The 16067-nt window shown below is 42.4% G+C and carries 15 protein-coding genes and 1 pseudogene; 7 read left to right on the top strand and 9 right to left on the bottom strand.

Features of this window, described 5'->3' with window-relative positions; genetic code table 11:
* Positions 1-48 precede the first annotated feature (48 nt).
* Positions 49-1773, bottom strand: a complete 1725-nt coding sequence (locus ADA42_RS00940) for a glutamine--tRNA ligase/YqeY domain fusion protein (RefSeq protein WP_048763107.1) — start codon at positions 1771-1773, stop codon at positions 49-51.
* Between the two features lie 167 nt (positions 1774-1940).
* Here ADA42_RS00940 and ADA42_RS00935 point away from each other — a divergent pair, with 167 nt between their 5' ends.
* The 3 genes from ADA42_RS00935 to nfsB all read left to right on the top strand — a co-directional run bounded on the left by ADA42_RS00935 (position 1941) and on the right by nfsB (position 3938).
* Positions 1941-2450 (top strand): peptidylprolyl isomerase, encoded by a 510-nt coding sequence (locus tag ADA42_RS00935; protein WP_004937354.1) that lies wholly within the window; start codon positions 1941-1943, stop codon positions 2448-2450.
* A gap of 18 nt (positions 2451-2468) precedes the next feature.
* Positions 2469-3188, top strand: coding sequence for a UDP-2,3-diacylglucosamine diphosphatase (locus tag ADA42_RS00930; protein ID WP_048763106.1), 720 nt, complete (start codon positions 2469-2471; stop codon positions 3186-3188).
* A gap of 93 nt (positions 3189-3281) precedes the next feature.
* The gene (gene nfsB / locus ADA42_RS00925) at positions 3282-3938 is read left to right on the top strand and encodes an oxygen-insensitive NAD(P)H nitroreductase (protein WP_414629804.1); all 657 of its coding nucleotides are present in this window, start codon (positions 3282-3284) and stop codon (positions 3936-3938) included.
* Positions 3939-3985: 47 nt separating this feature from the next.
* On the opposite strand, the gene ADA42_RS00920 is transcribed toward nfsB, so the two are convergent.
* The 4 genes from ADA42_RS00920 to ADA42_RS00905 all read right to left on the bottom strand — a co-directional run bounded on the left by ADA42_RS00920 (position 3986) and on the right by ADA42_RS00905 (position 7649).
* Positions 3986-4837 carry a DMT family transporter gene (locus ADA42_RS00920; RefSeq protein WP_048763104.1) on the bottom strand — a complete coding sequence of 284 codons (852 nt, stop codon included), beginning with the start codon at positions 4835-4837 and terminating at the stop codon, positions 3986-3988.
* 60 nt (positions 4838-4897) lie between these two features.
* Positions 4898-5935, bottom strand: coding sequence for a class II fructose-bisphosphate aldolase (gene fba / locus ADA42_RS00915; RefSeq protein WP_004937347.1), 1038 nt, complete (start codon positions 5933-5935; stop codon positions 4898-4900).
* A gap of 121 nt (positions 5936-6056) precedes the next feature.
* Positions 6057-6341, bottom strand: a complete 285-nt coding sequence (locus ADA42_RS00910; protein WP_004937345.1) for a hypothetical protein — start codon at positions 6339-6341, stop codon at positions 6057-6059.
* A 120-nt stretch (positions 6342-6461) separates the two neighbouring features.
* A complete protein-coding gene (locus ADA42_RS00905) occupies positions 6462-7649 on the bottom strand; it encodes a phosphoglycerate kinase (RefSeq protein WP_004937344.1) in 1188 nt (395 codons plus the stop codon).
* 155 nt (positions 7650-7804) lie between these two features.
* On the opposite strand from ADA42_RS00905, the gene ADA42_RS00900 reads away from it, so the two are divergent.
* The 4 genes and pseudogenes from ADA42_RS00900 to ADA42_RS00885 all read left to right on the top strand — a co-directional run bounded on the left by ADA42_RS00900 (position 7805) and on the right by ADA42_RS00885 (position 11751).
* Positions 7805-8188, top strand: coding sequence for a DUF2237 family protein (locus ADA42_RS00900; protein WP_039909918.1), 384 nt, complete (start codon positions 7805-7807; stop codon positions 8186-8188).
* A gap of 5 nt (positions 8189-8193) precedes the next feature.
* Positions 8194-8781: pseudogene (locus tag ADA42_RS00895) on the top strand (Maf family protein).
* A gap of 18 nt (positions 8782-8799) precedes the next feature.
* Positions 8800-9966, top strand: a complete 1167-nt coding sequence (locus ADA42_RS00890) for a cupin domain-containing protein (RefSeq protein ID WP_048763103.1) — start codon at positions 8800-8802, stop codon at positions 9964-9966.
* A 114-nt stretch (positions 9967-10080) separates the two neighbouring features.
* Positions 10081-11751 (top strand): FMN-binding glutamate synthase family protein, encoded by a 1671-nt coding sequence (locus ADA42_RS00885; RefSeq protein ID WP_004937334.1) that lies wholly within the window; start codon positions 10081-10083, stop codon positions 11749-11751.
* A gap of 465 nt (positions 11752-12216) precedes the next feature.
* Here ADA42_RS00885 and ADA42_RS00880 read toward each other — a convergent pair whose 3' ends face one another.
* Genes ADA42_RS00880 through ADA42_RS00865 form a run of 4 tightly spaced genes read right to left on the bottom strand, consistent with a single transcriptional unit; the run spans position 12217 to position 15996 of the window.
* Positions 12217-13245 carry an alpha/beta hydrolase gene (locus ADA42_RS00880; RefSeq protein WP_048763102.1) on the bottom strand — a complete coding sequence of 343 codons (1029 nt, stop codon included), beginning with the start codon at positions 13243-13245 and terminating at the stop codon, positions 12217-12219.
* A complete protein-coding gene (locus ADA42_RS00875) occupies positions 13246-14421 on the bottom strand; it encodes a YdcF family protein (RefSeq protein ID WP_048763101.1) in 1176 nt (391 codons plus the stop codon).
* A 12-nt stretch (positions 14422-14433) separates the two neighbouring features.
* A complete protein-coding gene (murB, locus tag ADA42_RS00870) occupies positions 14434-15462 on the bottom strand; it encodes a UDP-N-acetylmuramate dehydrogenase (protein WP_048763110.1) in 1029 nt (342 codons plus the stop codon).
* Positions 15463-15486: 24 nt separating this feature from the next.
* On the bottom strand, positions 15487-15996 hold the full coding sequence (locus ADA42_RS00865) for a low molecular weight protein-tyrosine-phosphatase (RefSeq protein ID WP_048763100.1): 510 nt from the start codon (positions 15994-15996) through the stop codon (positions 15487-15489).
* Between the last annotated feature and the right edge of the window lie 71 nt (positions 15997-16067).

Below are 16067 nucleotides of genomic sequence, written 5' to 3'. Positions count from 1 at the left end.
TATATCACTTTACCCTGCGGAGCCTTGCGAAAAAATAAGGCTATCGCCTTATTTTTTCTCAGGTTTAAAGCTGTCTTTTAAGTCTAAAATGCGGTTAAAGACTGGTTTTTCAGGCGTATGATCATAACGATCTGCAACAAAGTAACCCTCACGTTCAAACTGGAAACGTTGCTCCGGTGCAGCCTCTGCCAGTGCAGGCTCAATATAAGCTTGCATTACTTTTAGTGAGTCTGGATTGAGGTTTTCCAAGAAATCATCACCCGTTTCAGGATCTGCTTCGGTAAACAGACGGTCATAAATACGCACTTCGGCAGGAAGTCCTTTGGTTGCAGATACCCAGTGAATCACACCTTTTACCTTACGCCCTTCAGGGTTTTTACCTAAAGTATCTGGATCAATCGAGCATTTCAACTCAATCACTTCGCCGCTTGCATCTTTGATGACTTCATCGCATTTAATGACATAAGCATGGCGTAAACGCACTTCGCCCTCTGGTACCAAACGTTTAAAGCCTTTTGGTGGCACTTCTTCAAAATCTTTACGGTCAATGTAAAGCTCAGAAGTTAATGGAATCACGCGGTCCCCCATATCCACATTTGGATGGCGGGCATGCACAAGATCCAATGCTTCAGGCAAATTGGTTAAGGTCACCTTTAATGGATTGAGCACTGCCATACCGCGGCCAGCAGTATTTTCAAGTGACTGACGAATACAAAACTCGAGCATGGCCACATCAACAATACCGTCTGTTTTAGACACACCCACACGTTTACAGAAATCACGTAAGCCTTCTGGTGTAAACCCGCGACGACGCATCCCCACAACCGTTGGCATACGTGGATCATCCCAGCCATTTACAAAGCCACCTTCAACCAGACGGCGAAGCTTACGCTTAGATGTAATAGTGTAATCCACATTTAAACGCGAAGATTCATACTGACGTGGAACTGCGTTTGAGTGAACTTTTTCAATGATCCAGTCATAAAATGGGCGGTGATCTTGAAACTCAAGCGTACATAGTGAATGCGTTACACCCTCAATGGCATCTGACAACGGATGCGCATAGTCATACATTGGATAAATTTTCCATGTATTGCCTGTTTGGTGATGCTCTGAATGCAAAATTCGGTACAAGATCGGATCACGCATATGTACATTTGGGCTAGTCATATCAATCTTGGCGCGTAACACTGCATGACCTTCTGGATACGTCCCATCACGCATTTTTTCAAAACGTTCGAGATTTTCCGCAACGCTTGCATCACGATAAGGTGAGTTTTTACCAGGTTCAACAAAGTTACCGCGGTTTAGCTTGATTTCGTCAGGGGTTTGCAAGTCGACATAAGCATCGCCTTGCTCAATCAGTTGCACTGCCCACGTGTAAAGCTGATCAAAATAGCTCGATGCATAGCGCGGCTCACCTTGCCAGTCGAAACCTAACCATTTTACGTCGTTGGCAATCCCATCTACGTATTCTTGTTCTTCAGCATCTGGGTTGGTGTCGTCAAATCTAAGGTTACAATAGCCTCCAAACTCTTCTGCTACACCAAAGTTCAAGCAGATGGCTTTGACGTGTCCGATATGCAAGTAGCCATTTGGCTCAGGCGGAAAACGAGTCACCACCGTTTCGGTACGACCAGCATTTAAATCCTCTGTAATGACTTGTCTTACAAAGTCTAAGCCTACCTGTTGTTCTTGCTGCGCAGAATCGACAGGTGCATGCGTAGATGTCGGAGAGTTAGGCACAGTTGAAACAACATCATTTGGCTTCATATAGATATTTCACTTCTTACACGTTAAATTTTGAATGAATGTAAAGCAATCTTTGTTTTTTAACAAAGATTTTTACGTTTTTACTTGCCATGTAGTTTACAGTTTGCTTATGCTTCTCTCAACCAAAAAACCCATGGCTTTCGTGTCCATGATTAGGAGATTATGTAATGAGTTTTCCTCAAGTCGAATTAAACACCAATAAAGGTCGTATTGTTCTTGAGCTTAACCCTGAAAAAGCGCCTAAAACAGTTGCTAACTTCTTGGAATATGTTCGTGATGGTTTCTATGACGGCGTGATTTTTCACCGCGTCATTGATGGTTTTATGATCCAAGGCGGCGGCATGGACGAAAACTTTAAAGAAAAAGCCACTCGCGATTCTATCGAAAACGAAGCAGATAATGGTTTGAGCAATGACGAAGGCACGATTGCTATGGCACGTACCCAAGCGCCTCACTCTGCATCTGCACAATTCTTTATCAACGTTAAAAACAACTCATTCCTCAACCACACAGGTAAAACTGCGCAAGGTTGGGGTTATGCGGTGTTTGGTAAAGTTGTTGAAGGTTTAGACGTTGTAAACACAATCAAAGGTGTTCGTACTGGTAATCGTGGTTACCACGCCGACGTTCCTCTTGAAAATGTTGTGATTGAATCTGCTAAAATTATCGCTGAATAATTTTAGACGGATCTATTCGTGACCTATCTGTTTATCTCAGATTTGCATCTGTCACCTGAACACCCTCGACTCGTTCGAGGGTTTTTAGATTTATTGATACACTATCAAGACCATAACACCCAGCTTTATATTATGGGCGACTGGTTTAATGCCTGGATTGGCGATGACTACAGCGCACCTTGGCTAGATGAAATTGTCGCTGCACTGATCGTATTTCACCAAGCTGGAAATCAGGTTTATTTTCAGGCTGGAAATCGAGACTTTGCAGTGGGTGCTGAATTTTTAAAACAATTTGCTGGTACTTTACTCCCCGATGTCTATGAATTAAACATTGCAGGCGTTCACTATCGAATTGAGCACGGCGATGCACTCTGTACCGATGATATTGCCTATCAACGCTTTAAAAAGATTATCCGCAATCCGTTACTGATCGCGATTTTAAAACGTACACCTTTAAGCTTTAGACAAAGACTCGCGAATGGATTTCGACAAAAAAGCCACGACCAAAAACAACAAAAAAGCTATGACATTATGGATGTCAACGATGCCGCCGTTCATCAGGCACTCCAATATCCCGATATTCTCATTCATGGACATACACACCGTCCTCAAATCCATCATACCTATGATAAAACTCGCATCGTGTTGGGTGACTGGCGTGAAAAAGAAGGATGCGCCATGATTTTAGAAGTCCATGAAAACGGACAATATGAGTTTATTGAGTGGACAATACACTAAATTTTATTTTAGTGGTTTAAACAAAAAACTGCTTAGGCTATGCTAAAAACCTTGATTCGCTTCATATTTATTGAGTGTAACTAAAAGGTTTTAATGATGAATGTATTAAACGCCACACAAATGCGCTACACCACAAAAGCGTACGACGCTTCAAAAAAAATTCCAGACCACCAATTTCAACGCTTACTCGAAATTCTTCGTTTAACACCGTCATCGGTTAATATTCAGCCTTGGCATTTTTTAATTGCAGACAACATCGAAGCCAAAACACGAATCGCCAAAGGACTGACAGGTCGTTATGCCTATAATGCACCTAAGGTACTAGATGCTTCACATAGCATTATTTTTTGTACGCGTACCGATGTCACACAGGAACATCTAGAGCAGCTCCTCAAACAAGATGATTTGAACGGACGTTTTAAAGACGAAAAAGCCAAAGAAGCTCAAGGTCAAACTCGTGCAGGCTATGTCGAATATTATCGAAACGAGCAGCAAAATCTTTATGGCTGGATGGAAAATCAAACCTTTATTGCGCTGGGTCAGCTTTTACTAGCGGCAGGTTTAGAAGGCGTCGATGCCACGCCGATGGGTGGATTCGACGAAGAAATCATCAGTCAGGAATTTGCACTTGCTGAAAAAGGATTGCGCCCATCTGTCATTGTGTCACTAGGCTATCGTAGTGAAAGCGATTTCAATGCCCAATTACCTAAATCTCGCCTCGATGACGCAGTTATTTTTACCACACTTTAATAATACCTAGTGCTCATCGGGCAAAACACTCTGTCCGATGTAGCAATTTACATGGCTTTCGCTAAGCACAGAATTCCAAGAACTCCCAAGATCAGACCAAGCACAGCTTTCCAATCGGTACGCTCTTTAAATATGAGCATTCCACTTAACACACCAAATACCACAACGAGCAGATTCATGCCTGCAAATACAATCGCAGGACTGTCTTTGAGCAGCACATGTGCCTGAACATACAACGCAATATTGGCAAAATTGAAACCTCCAAGTAGCAAACCACCCAAAACATTTTTAATTTGCATGTTTTGTTTTGCAAACACATAGACATAAACAAAGGAAAATACGAATGCCAAGATGAATACCAGATTCAACGTCATTGGTAATTTCAGGCCTAAACTGCTGGTATATTTAAGTAAAATATCAATTAGTGCATATCCAGCCCAGACGCCAACCAACCCGCTCCATGCTTTTCGATGATTGACTGAAACATGCTCGGTTTTGCTCATCACAATCAAGGCAACCGCGATGAGTCCTAATCCCATACCAAGTACTTTAAAGGTACTCATGACCTCATGAAAAATAAAAAAAGCGGCCAGCAACGACAACACCACTGAAAGACGCTGTGCAAGTTCAGTTTTTACGATACCGGCGTGCTGTAACGACTTGGCAAGTAATAAAAATACGCTCGGCAATGCCATTGCTAACACGATAATTAACCACCACGGCGTATGTTGAACAGACAGATGCGCAATATCTGGCTGAAACCATAAAAAGCACAGCAGGCTGGCACTTACATAATTCCAGACAATCAGTTGAAGCGGTTCAAAGCCTTTCGATTTGAGCAATTTGAGTAAAACAGACACCAGCACGCTACAACATGCTGCCAACACAATTAATCCCATGGTATTGCCTCATAAAAAAAGAAAAGCCCAACAAGTGGGCTTTTCAAAACGTCGAGCTAATTATTTATAACGACTTACCATCGCTTCTAAAGAAATAGGACGAATTTTGTCTGCATTGCCTGCTGTACCAAATGATTGATAACGTTCGATACATACTTGTTTCATTGCATCAACAGTTTTTGCAAAATATTTACGCGGGTCAAATTCGGCAGGATTTTCCGCCATGAAACGACGAATTGCACCGGTTGAAGCCAAACGTAAATCGGTATCGATGTTGATTTTACGTACACCGTGCTTGATTGCTTCAACAAGTTGCTCTACTGGCACACCGTAAGTTTCACCAATTTGACCACCGTTATCGTTGATAATTTTCAACCAGTCTTGTGGTACAGAACTTGAACCGTGCATCACAAGGTGTGTATTTGGCAACGCAGCATGAATTTCTTTAATGCGGTCAATCGCCAAGATATCGCCTGTAGGTGGACGGGTAAACTTGTAAGCACCATGTGAAGTACCTACTGCAATTGCAAGAGCATCGACATTGGTATCTGCAACAAACTGAGTTGCTTCTTCAACAGAAGTCAAAAGCTGTGAATGGTCTAATACACCTTCTGCACCGACACCATCTTCTTCACCAGCAAGACCAGTTTCAAGACTGCCCAAGCATCCGATTTCGCCTTCTACAGATACGCCACACGCATGCGCGAGTTCAACAACACGACGTGTTACATCGACATTGTAATCATAAGACGTTGGCGTTTTACCATCTGCACCAAGTGATCCATCCATCATGACCGAGCTAAAGCCCAACTGAATCGAACGCTGACATACATCAGGGCTGGTTCCATGGTCTTGATGCATTACCACCGGAATATGTGGCCATTCTTCGATTGCTGCCAAAATCAAGTGACGTAAAAATGGAGCGCCTGCATATTTGCGTGCACCTGCCGAAGCTTGAACAATTACAGGTGAGTTGGTTTCATCCGCTGCCAACATGATCGCGCGCATTTGCTCAAGATTGTTTACATTAAACGCTGGTACGCCGTAGTTATGTTCTGCAGCGTGATCCAAGAGCTGGCGCAATGAGATAAGTGCCATAATATCCTCCCAGGTAGTGGCACCTATTCTACAGTGTCATGTATTTCAATTCAGCAACAAATCACACAATTTCAAAAAAAAATCCCTGTATTTGCAGGGACTTTTATAAAACCAAAGCGTATTACTTGGCTTTTTCTTGATTCTGCTCAGTTGCTCCAGCATTTTCAGCAGCAGGTGTCGCTGCATCTGCCGGCGCATTCGAAACAGACTCTGGAATATCTGTATTTTTTTCATCCATAACGGGCTTATCCAAAGCATCAATTGCAGCTTGCTGCTCTGGTGTCACTTTTTCATCTGCTGGTGCCGACTGTCCTTGCTGTGCTGCCGGTGCATCGTTCTTTTTAGAACATGCAGTCAATGTTAATGGTGCAATAATTAACGCAGCGAGTAGAATGTTTAACTTCATCAGATTGTCTCATCACGGGTGATTCGTTGGACAGATTTTATTGCAGATATATGACAGTTCGATGAATCTCATATGAAAAAAAACCAGCCTTCAGGCCGGTTTTTTTAACCAAGTGAGTGATTAAGCGCGTTCGAGCAATACAGCTACTGCTGGTAGAGTTTTACCTTCAACGAACTCAAGGAAGGCACCGCCACCTGTTGAAATATAGCTAATCTTGTCTGCAACGTTGTATTTATCAATTGCTGCCAATGTATCACCACCACCTGCAATCGAGAAACCTGCAGATTCAGCAATGGCTGTAGATAAAGCCTTGGTGCCTTCGCCGAATTGATCGACTTCAAACACACCCACAGGGCCATTCCATAAAATAGTTTTAGACGCTTCTAAAATTTTGGCAAATGCTTTTGCTGTATCTGGGCCAACATCTAAAATCATGTCATTGTCAGCAACATCACTCACTGGCTTGATCGTGGCTTGTGCTGAGGCAAGTGAGCCCAAGAAATCATCAAAATGAATTTGCGAAGCGTCTGCTACGACCACATCAGTTGGTAATGGCACACTCACCTTAGCGGCAATACTTTTTGCCGTTTCAATCAGATCAGCTTCATATAGTGATTTGCCTACATTATAACCCGCAGCAGCAAGGAAAGTATTGGCAATACCACCACCCACAATTAACTGATCGCAGATAGTAGAGAGTGAATTGAGCACATCAAGCTTCGTTGAAACTTTCGAGCCCGCTACAATTGCGACCATTGGTTTTTCAGGAGTTTCCATAGCACGGCCCAAAGCGTCAAGTTCAGCTGCCAACAATGGCCCTGCCGCTGCAACCGGTGCAAAACGTGCAACGCCTTCTGTCGACGCTTCTGCACGGTGCGCTGTACCGAAGGCATCCATTACAAATACATCGCAAAGTGCTGCATATTTTTGAGCAAGTTCAGGATTATTTTTCTTTTCACCATGATTAAAGCGCACGTTTTCAAGCAAAACCACTTGACCTGACGCAACCTCAACACCTTCGAGGTAATCTGTCAAAAGTTTAACGTCTTGCCCAAGCGCCTTAGAAAGATACTCAGCGACTGGAGCCAACGATTGCTCGGCTTTAGGTTCACCTTCAACAGGACGCCCCAAATGAGAACACACCATGACTGCAGCACCTTGAGCCAATGCAGCTTGAATGGTAGGCAATGCAGCACGTAAACGGGCATCACTGGTAATTTGACCATTTTTTACGGGTACATTTAAATCTTCACGAATTAATACTCGTTTTGTATTTAAGTCGAGGTCCGTCATACGCTTAAAGTTCATTGAGTGCTCTCTTTTACTCTTATGAAAATTATAAATGGCGACATTTTAAATGATTATGATAAAAAAAGTGAGTTTTTTTATAGAAAAGCTGTCGAACGTCTTCATTTTCATTATGATAGATGGAGTTGTACTACGAAATTACGATGCAAAGCCTTATGTCTATTCATCCAGATCCAAAAATTAATAAGTTAAACGTACTTGGCGAACCGTTGGCAAGCTGTTGTTTCGATCCAATTACAGGGTATTTCCGAAATGGATTTTGCCATACAGCCACCACAGACCTCGGTCAACATACTGTTTGTGCAGAAATGACCTCGGAGTTTTTGAGCTTTTCACAAAAAGTCGGCAATGATTTGATTACGCCGCTACCAGAAGTTGGTTTTCCGGGCTTAAAACCTGGTGATTTCTGGTGTATCTGTGTGTCTCGCTGGGTGGAAGCCTATCAGGCAGGCAAAGCGCCCAATGTGAAATTACATGCGTGTCATCAATCGGTGCTGAGTTATGTTCCCTTAGATATCTTGCTCGACTACGCGGTTTAAGCACCATGCAGCAAATTATTTTGGCGTCGAGCAGTCAGACCCGTAAAGCATTAATGGATCGTTTGGGCATCACCTATACTTCCCTATCTCCAGATATTGACGAAACATCACGTGGCGAAACACATGCCGATCAACTCGCATCTCGTTTGGCCTACGAAAAGGCGCAGCATATTGCAAAAGACTATCCAAATGCTGTAGTGATTGGTTCGGATCAGGTTGCATGGCGTATTCATCAGCCCGATCAATTTATTGGAAAGCCGCTGAGCGCTGAAAATGCCATTGCACAGCTCAAGCAAAATTAGGGTCAAACGGTGTGTTTTAGTACAGGTTTGAGCATACAACATAGAGCTTCAGGTTTTGAACACACGCTTATCGAGCATTATCAGGTAAAATTCAGGGTATTGACCGATGCTGAAATCGAGCGCTATGTCGCCATCGAGCAACCTTTACAGTGTGCAGGGAGTTTTCGATGTGAAGGACTAGGCATCAGCTTATTTGAATCGATGCAAGGATCAGATCAGACCACGCTGATGGGCCTTCCATTAATTCAAGTGTGTCGTATTCTCCGCTCTTTCGGTGTTGCTTTACCTTAATTTAATTATAGGCACTCTATGTCTCTTCCTCTTGATGTACTTGGCGGAATCACCGCAGAACAATTTTTAAATGAGTATTGGCAAAAAAAACCATTGCTGGTTCGCAACGCCATGCCTGAAATTATCAATATTCTTGAACCTGATGATGTGAAAGAACTGGCCCTAGAGGAAACAGTCAGTGCTCGTCTGATTAAGCAAAAAGACAAAGATCCAAACCAATGGAGTGTCAAATCATCTCCACTGATTAAGGGTGATTTTCAGAAATTACCAAAGCTCTGGACACTGTTGGTTCAGGCTGTAGATCATTATTCTTTTGATCTGGCAGAACTTTGGAAAAAATTTCCGTTTATTCCACAGTGGCGACGAGATGACATTATGGTGTCTTACGCCCCTAAAGGTGGCTCAGTAGGCCAGCATTTCGACTTTTATGATGTTTTTCTGGTTCAGGGATACGGTCATCGCCGTTGGCAACTTGGGCAAATGTGCGATGAAAACACAGCGTTTGTCGCAGGTCAGCCCCTCAAGTTATTACCAGAAATGGATGTTCACTTTGATGAAGTTTTAGCGCCAGGCGATTTACTGTACGTACCACCTGGGCTGTCGCATTATGGCGTTGCAGAAGATGACTGCCTCACTTTTTCGTTTGGTTTTCGTATGCCAAACGTTGCGACCATGATGGATCGAGTGAGCGATCGATTTGCAGACAACGCCTTACTCAAAAATCCCGTGATTGATATCATGCGAGATCAGGTGGGCCAGATTGGAGAAATGACCAGTAACGAGCTGGCTTACTTAAAGGCTAAAGTACTCGATCAGCTTCAGCATTCAAGCGACTTTGAACACGCCTTAGTTGCGCTGATGTCTGAACCTAAGTATCCAGATAACATTCCAGAACCTGACGAAATTGAAGCCGATGACTTACGCGAAATTTTGTCAACGGGTTATGAGCTATGTCTGGAGCCTGCATCTCGATTGCTTTATACCCAACAGGATGATCAGTTACTGTTTTGGGCCAATGGTGAAGCGTGTTGTATCGATGATAGGTTTGCCCCACTGCTAAAAGCACTTGCAGATGGTCAGGTATTAACGTTTGATGCGCAATTTGATCATGATGAATTTCTTGAAGATCTAGCACAGTTGTTAAATGATTCGGTCTTAATGCTGCTACCACCTGAAGAAGAATAAAATTAAAAGTGCGAAGAATTGACATAATTCTTCGCACTAACAATTCGTTACTTGAGCTTCCTGATTGTTCTTGGCAAGTTAAACATAGAACAAAAATCAAGGAAATTGCTTGAAATGGCTAGCCCGGCGCAAATCATTCGTCATAAATTACTCAATACTTTCTTCTCGCGGCACTCTGTCTGGTTTCTATGTATGCTGGTTGCAATCAGTATTTCATGGTTCCATTTCACCCACACACCCCATTATCTGTATTATTTTATTTCCGATACTGTTTTAAATGTAATCTGGGTCATCACCAGCATTTTAAGTGTGGTTGGATTATACGATGTGCTTCAAAGCAAACACTCTATTTTAAGAAATTATCCCATCATGGGTCATTTTCGTTTTTTATTTGAAGATTTTCGCCCTGAAATTCGTCAGTATTTTATTGAATCAGATCAAGATGCCTTGCCTTTTTCACGCATGCAGCGCAGTTTAGTTTACCAGCGCGCCAAAAACCAAAATGCAGATAAACCGTTTGGATCGATTATCGATGTCTATCAAAAAGATTACCGCTTTATGGTGCATTCACTGGTTCCATGCCCACCTGCGGATATCAAAAGTTTTCGTATTAACATTGGTAATGCTCAATGCACCCAACCCTACAGCGCATCGATCATGAATATTTCTGCGATGAGCTTTGGCAGCTTGAGCGCCAATGCAATTCGTGCGCTCAATAAAGGCGCTCAGATGGGTCACTTTTATCATGACACCGGTGAAGGTAGTTTAAGCCCGTATCATCTTGAATATGGAGGTGACATTGTATGGGAAATTGCCAGCGGCTACTTTGGTTGCCGTACGCCTGATGGAAAGTTTGATCCTGAAAAATTCAAACAACAGGCCGAACTTCCACAAATTAAAATGATTGAAATCAAACTCTCTCAAGGCGCAAAGCCCGGGCATGGCGGCATTTTACCTAAGCATAAAATTACTGAAGAAATTGCACAAATTCGTGGTGTGTCTCGCGACCAAGATTGTATTTCCCCACCAAAACACTCTGCGTTTAATACACCTATTGAAATGATGCACTTCATACAGCAGTTACGTGAACTCTCTGGCGGCAAACCGGTCGGATTCAAACTATGTATTGGTCAGCCTTGGCAATTTATGGGCATCGTTAAAGCAATGCTGGAAACCAAAATTGTGCCAGACTTTATTGTGGTAGATGGCTCTGAAGGCGGTACAGGTGCGGCACCGATCGAATTTAGTGATTATATTGGTACACCGCTCAGAGAAGGCCTTTTATTTGTGCACAATACCTTGGTCGGTGCAGGATTAAGAGATCAAATTAAAATTGGCGCCAGTGGAAAAATTATCAGTGGTTTCGATATCGCCAGTACGCTTGCATTAGGAGCAGACTGGGTCAACTCTGCGCGTGGCTTTATGTTTGCCGTTGGCTGTATTCAGGCCCAAAGTTGCCATACGAATCAATGCCCCGTAGGCGTCGCAACCCAAGACAAAGATCGTCAAAAAGCCATCCATGTACCGACTAAAGCTGAACGTGTATTTAATTTTCAAAAAAATACCTTGCATGCACTGGCCGAAATTATCGCAGCTTCTGGTTTACAACATCCGTCAGAAATTAAGGCACATCATTTAGCACAGCGAGTGAATGATCGCGAGATCAAAAACTATGCTCAGTTACACTTCTTTTTCAAAGGTGGAGAACTTCTCGACTGCCATGAAAAAGATGACGAAAACTTTTATTATAGAATGTGGAATATGGCGATGGCCGATCATTTTTAAAAAGCACACCATCCATCAGGCGCAATCTAATCACTTGATTAGATTGCGCCTTACTTTTTTAGAGGTACAGACATCAAAGTATGACGACTTAAATAACACAGTACGTTTTATCGCAATTGATCTGCTCGTTCAAAACAATAAAAATTACGCTGCAAAATCTTATTTAATTTAAAATCTTTCGCTTTTGAGTTAATTGTTCTATTTAAAATAAAAGTTCATATCAGCGAGACTTAATGTTTGATATCTCATGAAGCACAGATTTGAATCATGTTGTGCTTATCATTCGAACTATCAAAACATCATAGATTAATGAAATAGATAAATTATTAAATTTAATCATTTTAAATAGCCATTACACCTACATTGAATACACATTGTAATTACAAAAGACATTCAAATTCCATTGCTTGCTACAGTAAAAAGCCAGCGCTTCAAGCTGGCTTTAATTGAAGTAAATATAAAGACTTAATAATAGTGATGTTTAGGACGCGCATGCAAAAATGCAGGAATTAACCCCGTGAGTGCAGCGCGAATATCCGCTCGCTCATTAATTAACTGATGCGAGCCTTCTTCAAGCATGAGTAAGGTTTGCAAACGAAACTTACGCCGAATGAACTCAATGTTATAGCGCCAATCGACAGTTTGATCGAGTGCGCCTTGTGCTAACCACACCGGGATCCTACAAGGTGGTCGCTCTTCCATTTCAAACATCCATTTAGACATTGCCAGAATCCAGTCCATCCCCATCATACGTGGTTGTAACGGATCTTTAAGACGCACAAAACGTAAAAATTCAGGATTATGATTGTTGCGTCTAAAGTGTCTTGGTACTTGACGGCGTATTCTGCGAATAATGCCAAGCCCGACCGGATTATGCCACCATGCCGTCTTGGCAGGTCGGATTAAAGGTGAAAGCAATAACACCCGATCTACAATAGGATCTTGGCGTTTCTGTGCATATTCGAGTAAATGATGCATCCAGATTGCACCACCCGTACTTTGTCCAATACCGACCCAAGGCTTTGGCAGCTGGTTTGCATGCTTCACGTACTGATAAACTGCTAGCAACACGTGTTGGTAATGATCAAAATTTTGAATACTCGCCGGCGAGCCATCACTCAAACCATGACCCGGTAAATCGTAAGTGAGTACACTAAAACCCTGATCCAGAATTTCTCGGATAATCGGCTGATAAATACCGCTATGCTCTAAATAACCATGCAGTAAAAAGACAGTACCCAATGGAACATCACGTTCAGGTTGAAACACCTGAACATGCAATTTAAACAGTGGTATTTGAATGTAGCCTTGCCAGTGCTTCGCAGACAATTGATCGAGTCCGTACAGTTTCTTATAGGCCAGTAAATCCCGAGATGGTTGCATTTCGTGATTCAGATTCAGTTGTGGCAAAATCTGTGGAGTCTGCTCACGGTTTGGGACAGGCAGGTCAAGTTGCTGTAATACTGTAGGATTTAGGAATGGAATATCTGACATTTAGGGCACCTCACGACAACCACTTGAGCCAAAAAGCATATCCCGTACTGTGGCCAAAAGTTCGTAATTGGCACGGCGACTATGATCATAATTTTGCTGGCTCGGCTGCCAAGCACTTAATTGAGTAGGCATTGGAGCTTCAACTGGAATGGTTTCAATTCCATTCAAGGCAAAAAGACGCCGTGTTCGCGGCATATGATATACATCTGTTACAAGCATCACAGTCGGTGCTCCACCTTTTTTCTGAAGCAATAAAGAGCTAAATCGCGAATTTTCACAGGTATTCATACTGCGATTTTCAAGCAATTTTGCTTCTACGCCTCGTTCTTTTAACCATGCTTGCATATAAGGGGCCTCAACACCACTTAATACAATCGGTAATTTGTATTTTTTTTCAATTTCCAAAGTTTTTTCTAGGCGAAGTTTGGTGTAGGCATTCACTACAATATCTTTACGATTGTCTGCGAGTGTTAAGCCGCCACCTAAAACCACAATGGCATATGGTTTGGCATGATAAGACGAAGCTCTGAGATCACTTTGATTTTGTCTAATAAACTCGATATCCTCTGTAATTTCATTTTTACTGGCTTCGTCTTCTGGTGTTGTAACAGGATGTGTTTTTAAAAAAACAATATATTTGTCACGTAGTGCCTTATTTTCAGAGTGATTTAAATCAAACAACTGGCTCACAATTACACTTGAGGCTGATGCTGGATTCTCTGGATTCTCTTTTTCATGCTTGGTAGCATCTTTTACGTGAGTCGTCTCATCTTTCTTGGCCAGTAAAGGCACACTGGTTGCATTTTTTTCGTCTTCTTGCTGCTCTTTAAGTTGCTCATCTTCAATGCGCTGTTGTAGTGCGCGATAACGCGCTTGTAACAGGCCAAGTTCTTCAAACTTCTGTTGACTCATGGCCTCTTCGACTAACCGTAAATAGGCTTGACGTGCAATCCAGAGATTTGAACCAGGCTCTAGATTTTCATGCTCGCTAAGCGATGCATTTTGCTGACTCTTTGCAGCCACTTGATTCACTTCGACAGGTACAAAGTAATTCAGTCCCTTTACGATCATTTTTGAATAAAACGGCGTGTAGATAAAAACCATTAGACATGCGGCAAGTACGAACAGTATAGCCACTGCTCGAACAAGTCGGATCATCCAATGTATTTGTGTCATACAGTTTTGTTCCTAATGTGAAGTAATCAAACCGTTTGAATTGAACAGCACGGGTTCAGGCTCAAGTCGAACATTAAATTTTTGTGCGACATCTGATTGTACTGCTCGGTAAGTGTGCTGCACATCGGTCAAGGTTGCATTGGCATAATTCACCAGAACAAGTGCTTGTTTTTCAAACATTCCTACACAGCCGAGCTTTTTACCTTTCCAGCCAGTCTGATCGATCAGCCATCCTGCTGCAATTTTGGTACGTCCGTCTGGCTGCGGGTAATGAGGAATCGTAGGAAATTTTGTATGGATTTGCTCAAATTCCTGCGATGAAATCACCGGGTTTTTAAAGAAACTACCTACATTAGGGTATTCTTTAGGATCTGGCAATTTGCTTTGACGAATCGCAATCACTTGTTTTTGTAAATTTTCGGGGGTTTTGTCATCACCAACCGCTTTGAGCAAATCACCGTAATTTAGCTTCAGTTTCGGCGTTTTGAGTAATTTAAAACTGACATGTGTAATGACATATCGCTCAGGATCATCTTTAAAAATACTGTGCCGATAAGCAAATTCACAGTCTTGAGCCTCGATGGACTTTACAGCCTGAAGCTTACGATCATACACATGAACCTGTTCAATAAACTCACCAACCTCAACACCGTATGCTCCAATATTCTGAACTGGAGATGCACCCACCAACCCCGGGATTAACGCCAGATTTTGAAGTCCATACCATCCATTTTCGGTAGTTTTTAAAACAAATTCATGCCAGTTTTCGCCTGCACCCACATTTACCAGTATATGCTCGGCGCTTTCATTGATTATTTCATATCCTTGAATATCCATATGAATCACCAACGCATCCACATATTGTGGCAGCAACATATTGCTCCCGCCAGATAACACGAGTACATTGAGATCATGAGTATGGGCATATTCGAGTGCATCGATTAGTACGTGCAAAGAATTGATCTTGACATAGTGCGATGCAATCACATCAAGCTGTAACGTATTAAATGGTTTGAGTTGAATCTGTTGTTGAATGTGTATCACGTTAAATCCTGTTTTGATCCACTATCCGTGGTGTTCACGTTTAAACTCGGCTACCCATGCTGCAGCACTGGATTCGCATTGATCCAATACACGTTCGAATCCATCTGCGCCGCCATAATAAGGGTCTGGGATGGCTTTGTGTTTGTATTTAGGATCATGTTCACTCATCAAAGCCACTTTAGAGCGTACACGTGATTTTCCAAAACGTTTAATCGCCTGACGCTCTAAGGTTTGAATGTCTTCAAGATTTTGATGATCCATCGCCAAAATCAGATCAAACTCAATGAAGTCTTCAAGCCGAATCTGGCGAGCACGCAGTGAAGATAGATCATAGCCACGCTTTAAAGCATGTGTTTGAGAACGCGCGTCTGGCGCTTTATTGGGATGATAATTGCTGGTGCCGGCCGAATCGACAGTTATATTGAGATTATTTGCATCACACGCGTGTCTTAATACGATTTCAGCCGTTGGCGAGCGGCAAATATTACCTAAACAGACACATAACACCTTATAAGGCGTTTGAGATGACATATCAAACCTCAGCAACAGATCACGATGAATAACTGTTATGTTAAGTGATTTAATTCACGAATCCTATAGAA

Source organism: Acinetobacter sp. 243_ASPC (assembly GCF_001054715.1).
Classification (GTDB): Bacteria; Pseudomonadota; Gammaproteobacteria; order Pseudomonadales; family Moraxellaceae; genus Acinetobacter; species Acinetobacter soli.
Note: the sequence above shows the minus strand (reverse complement) of the source record. Positions and strands in the feature narration are given on the sequence as shown.

What these genes read in the sequence shown, in the direction of transcription:
- ADA42_RS00940 (WP_048763107.1), bottom strand. Translation starts at nt 1,773, where the DNA reads ATGAAGCCAAATGATGTTGTTTCAACTGTGCCTAACTCTCCGACATCT.
- ADA42_RS00935 (WP_004937354.1), top strand. Translation starts at nt 1,941, where the DNA reads ATGAGTTTTCCTCAAGTCGAATTAAACACCAATAAAGGTCGTATTGTT.
- nfsB (WP_414629804.1), top strand. Translation starts at nt 3,282, where the DNA reads ATGATGAATGTATTAAACGCCACACAAATGCGCTACACCACAAAAGCG.
- ADA42_RS00920 (WP_048763104.1), bottom strand. Translation starts at nt 4,837, where the DNA reads ATGGGATTAATTGTGTTGGCAGCATGTTGTAGCGTGCTGGTGTCTGTT.
- fba (WP_004937347.1), bottom strand. Translation starts at nt 5,935, where the DNA reads ATGGCACTTATCTCATTGCGCCAGCTCTTGGATCACGCTGCAGAACAT.
- ADA42_RS00910 (WP_004937345.1), bottom strand. Translation starts at nt 6,341, where the DNA reads ATGAAGTTAAACATTCTACTCGCTGCGTTAATTATTGCACCATTAACA.
- ADA42_RS00905 (WP_004937344.1), bottom strand. Translation starts at nt 7,649, where the DNA reads ATGAACTTTAAGCGTATGACGGACCTCGACTTAAATACAAAACGAGTA.
- ADA42_RS00900 (WP_039909918.1), top strand. Translation starts at nt 7,805, where the DNA reads ATGTCTATTCATCCAGATCCAAAAATTAATAAGTTAAACGTACTTGGC.
- ADA42_RS00890 (WP_048763103.1), top strand. Translation starts at nt 8,800, where the DNA reads ATGTCTCTTCCTCTTGATGTACTTGGCGGAATCACCGCAGAACAATTT.
- ADA42_RS00885 (WP_004937334.1), top strand. Translation starts at nt 10,081, where the DNA reads ATGGCTAGCCCGGCGCAAATCATTCGTCATAAATTACTCAATACTTTC.
- ADA42_RS00880 (WP_048763102.1), bottom strand. Translation starts at nt 13,245, where the DNA reads ATGTCAGATATTCCATTCCTAAATCCTACAGTATTACAGCAACTTGAC.
- ADA42_RS00875 (WP_048763101.1), bottom strand. Translation starts at nt 14,421, where the DNA reads ATGACACAAATACATTGGATGATCCGACTTGTTCGAGCAGTGGCTATA.
- ADA42_RS00865 (WP_048763100.1), bottom strand. Translation starts at nt 15,996, where the DNA reads ATGTCATCTCAAACGCCTTATAAGGTGTTATGTGTCTGTTTAGGTAAT.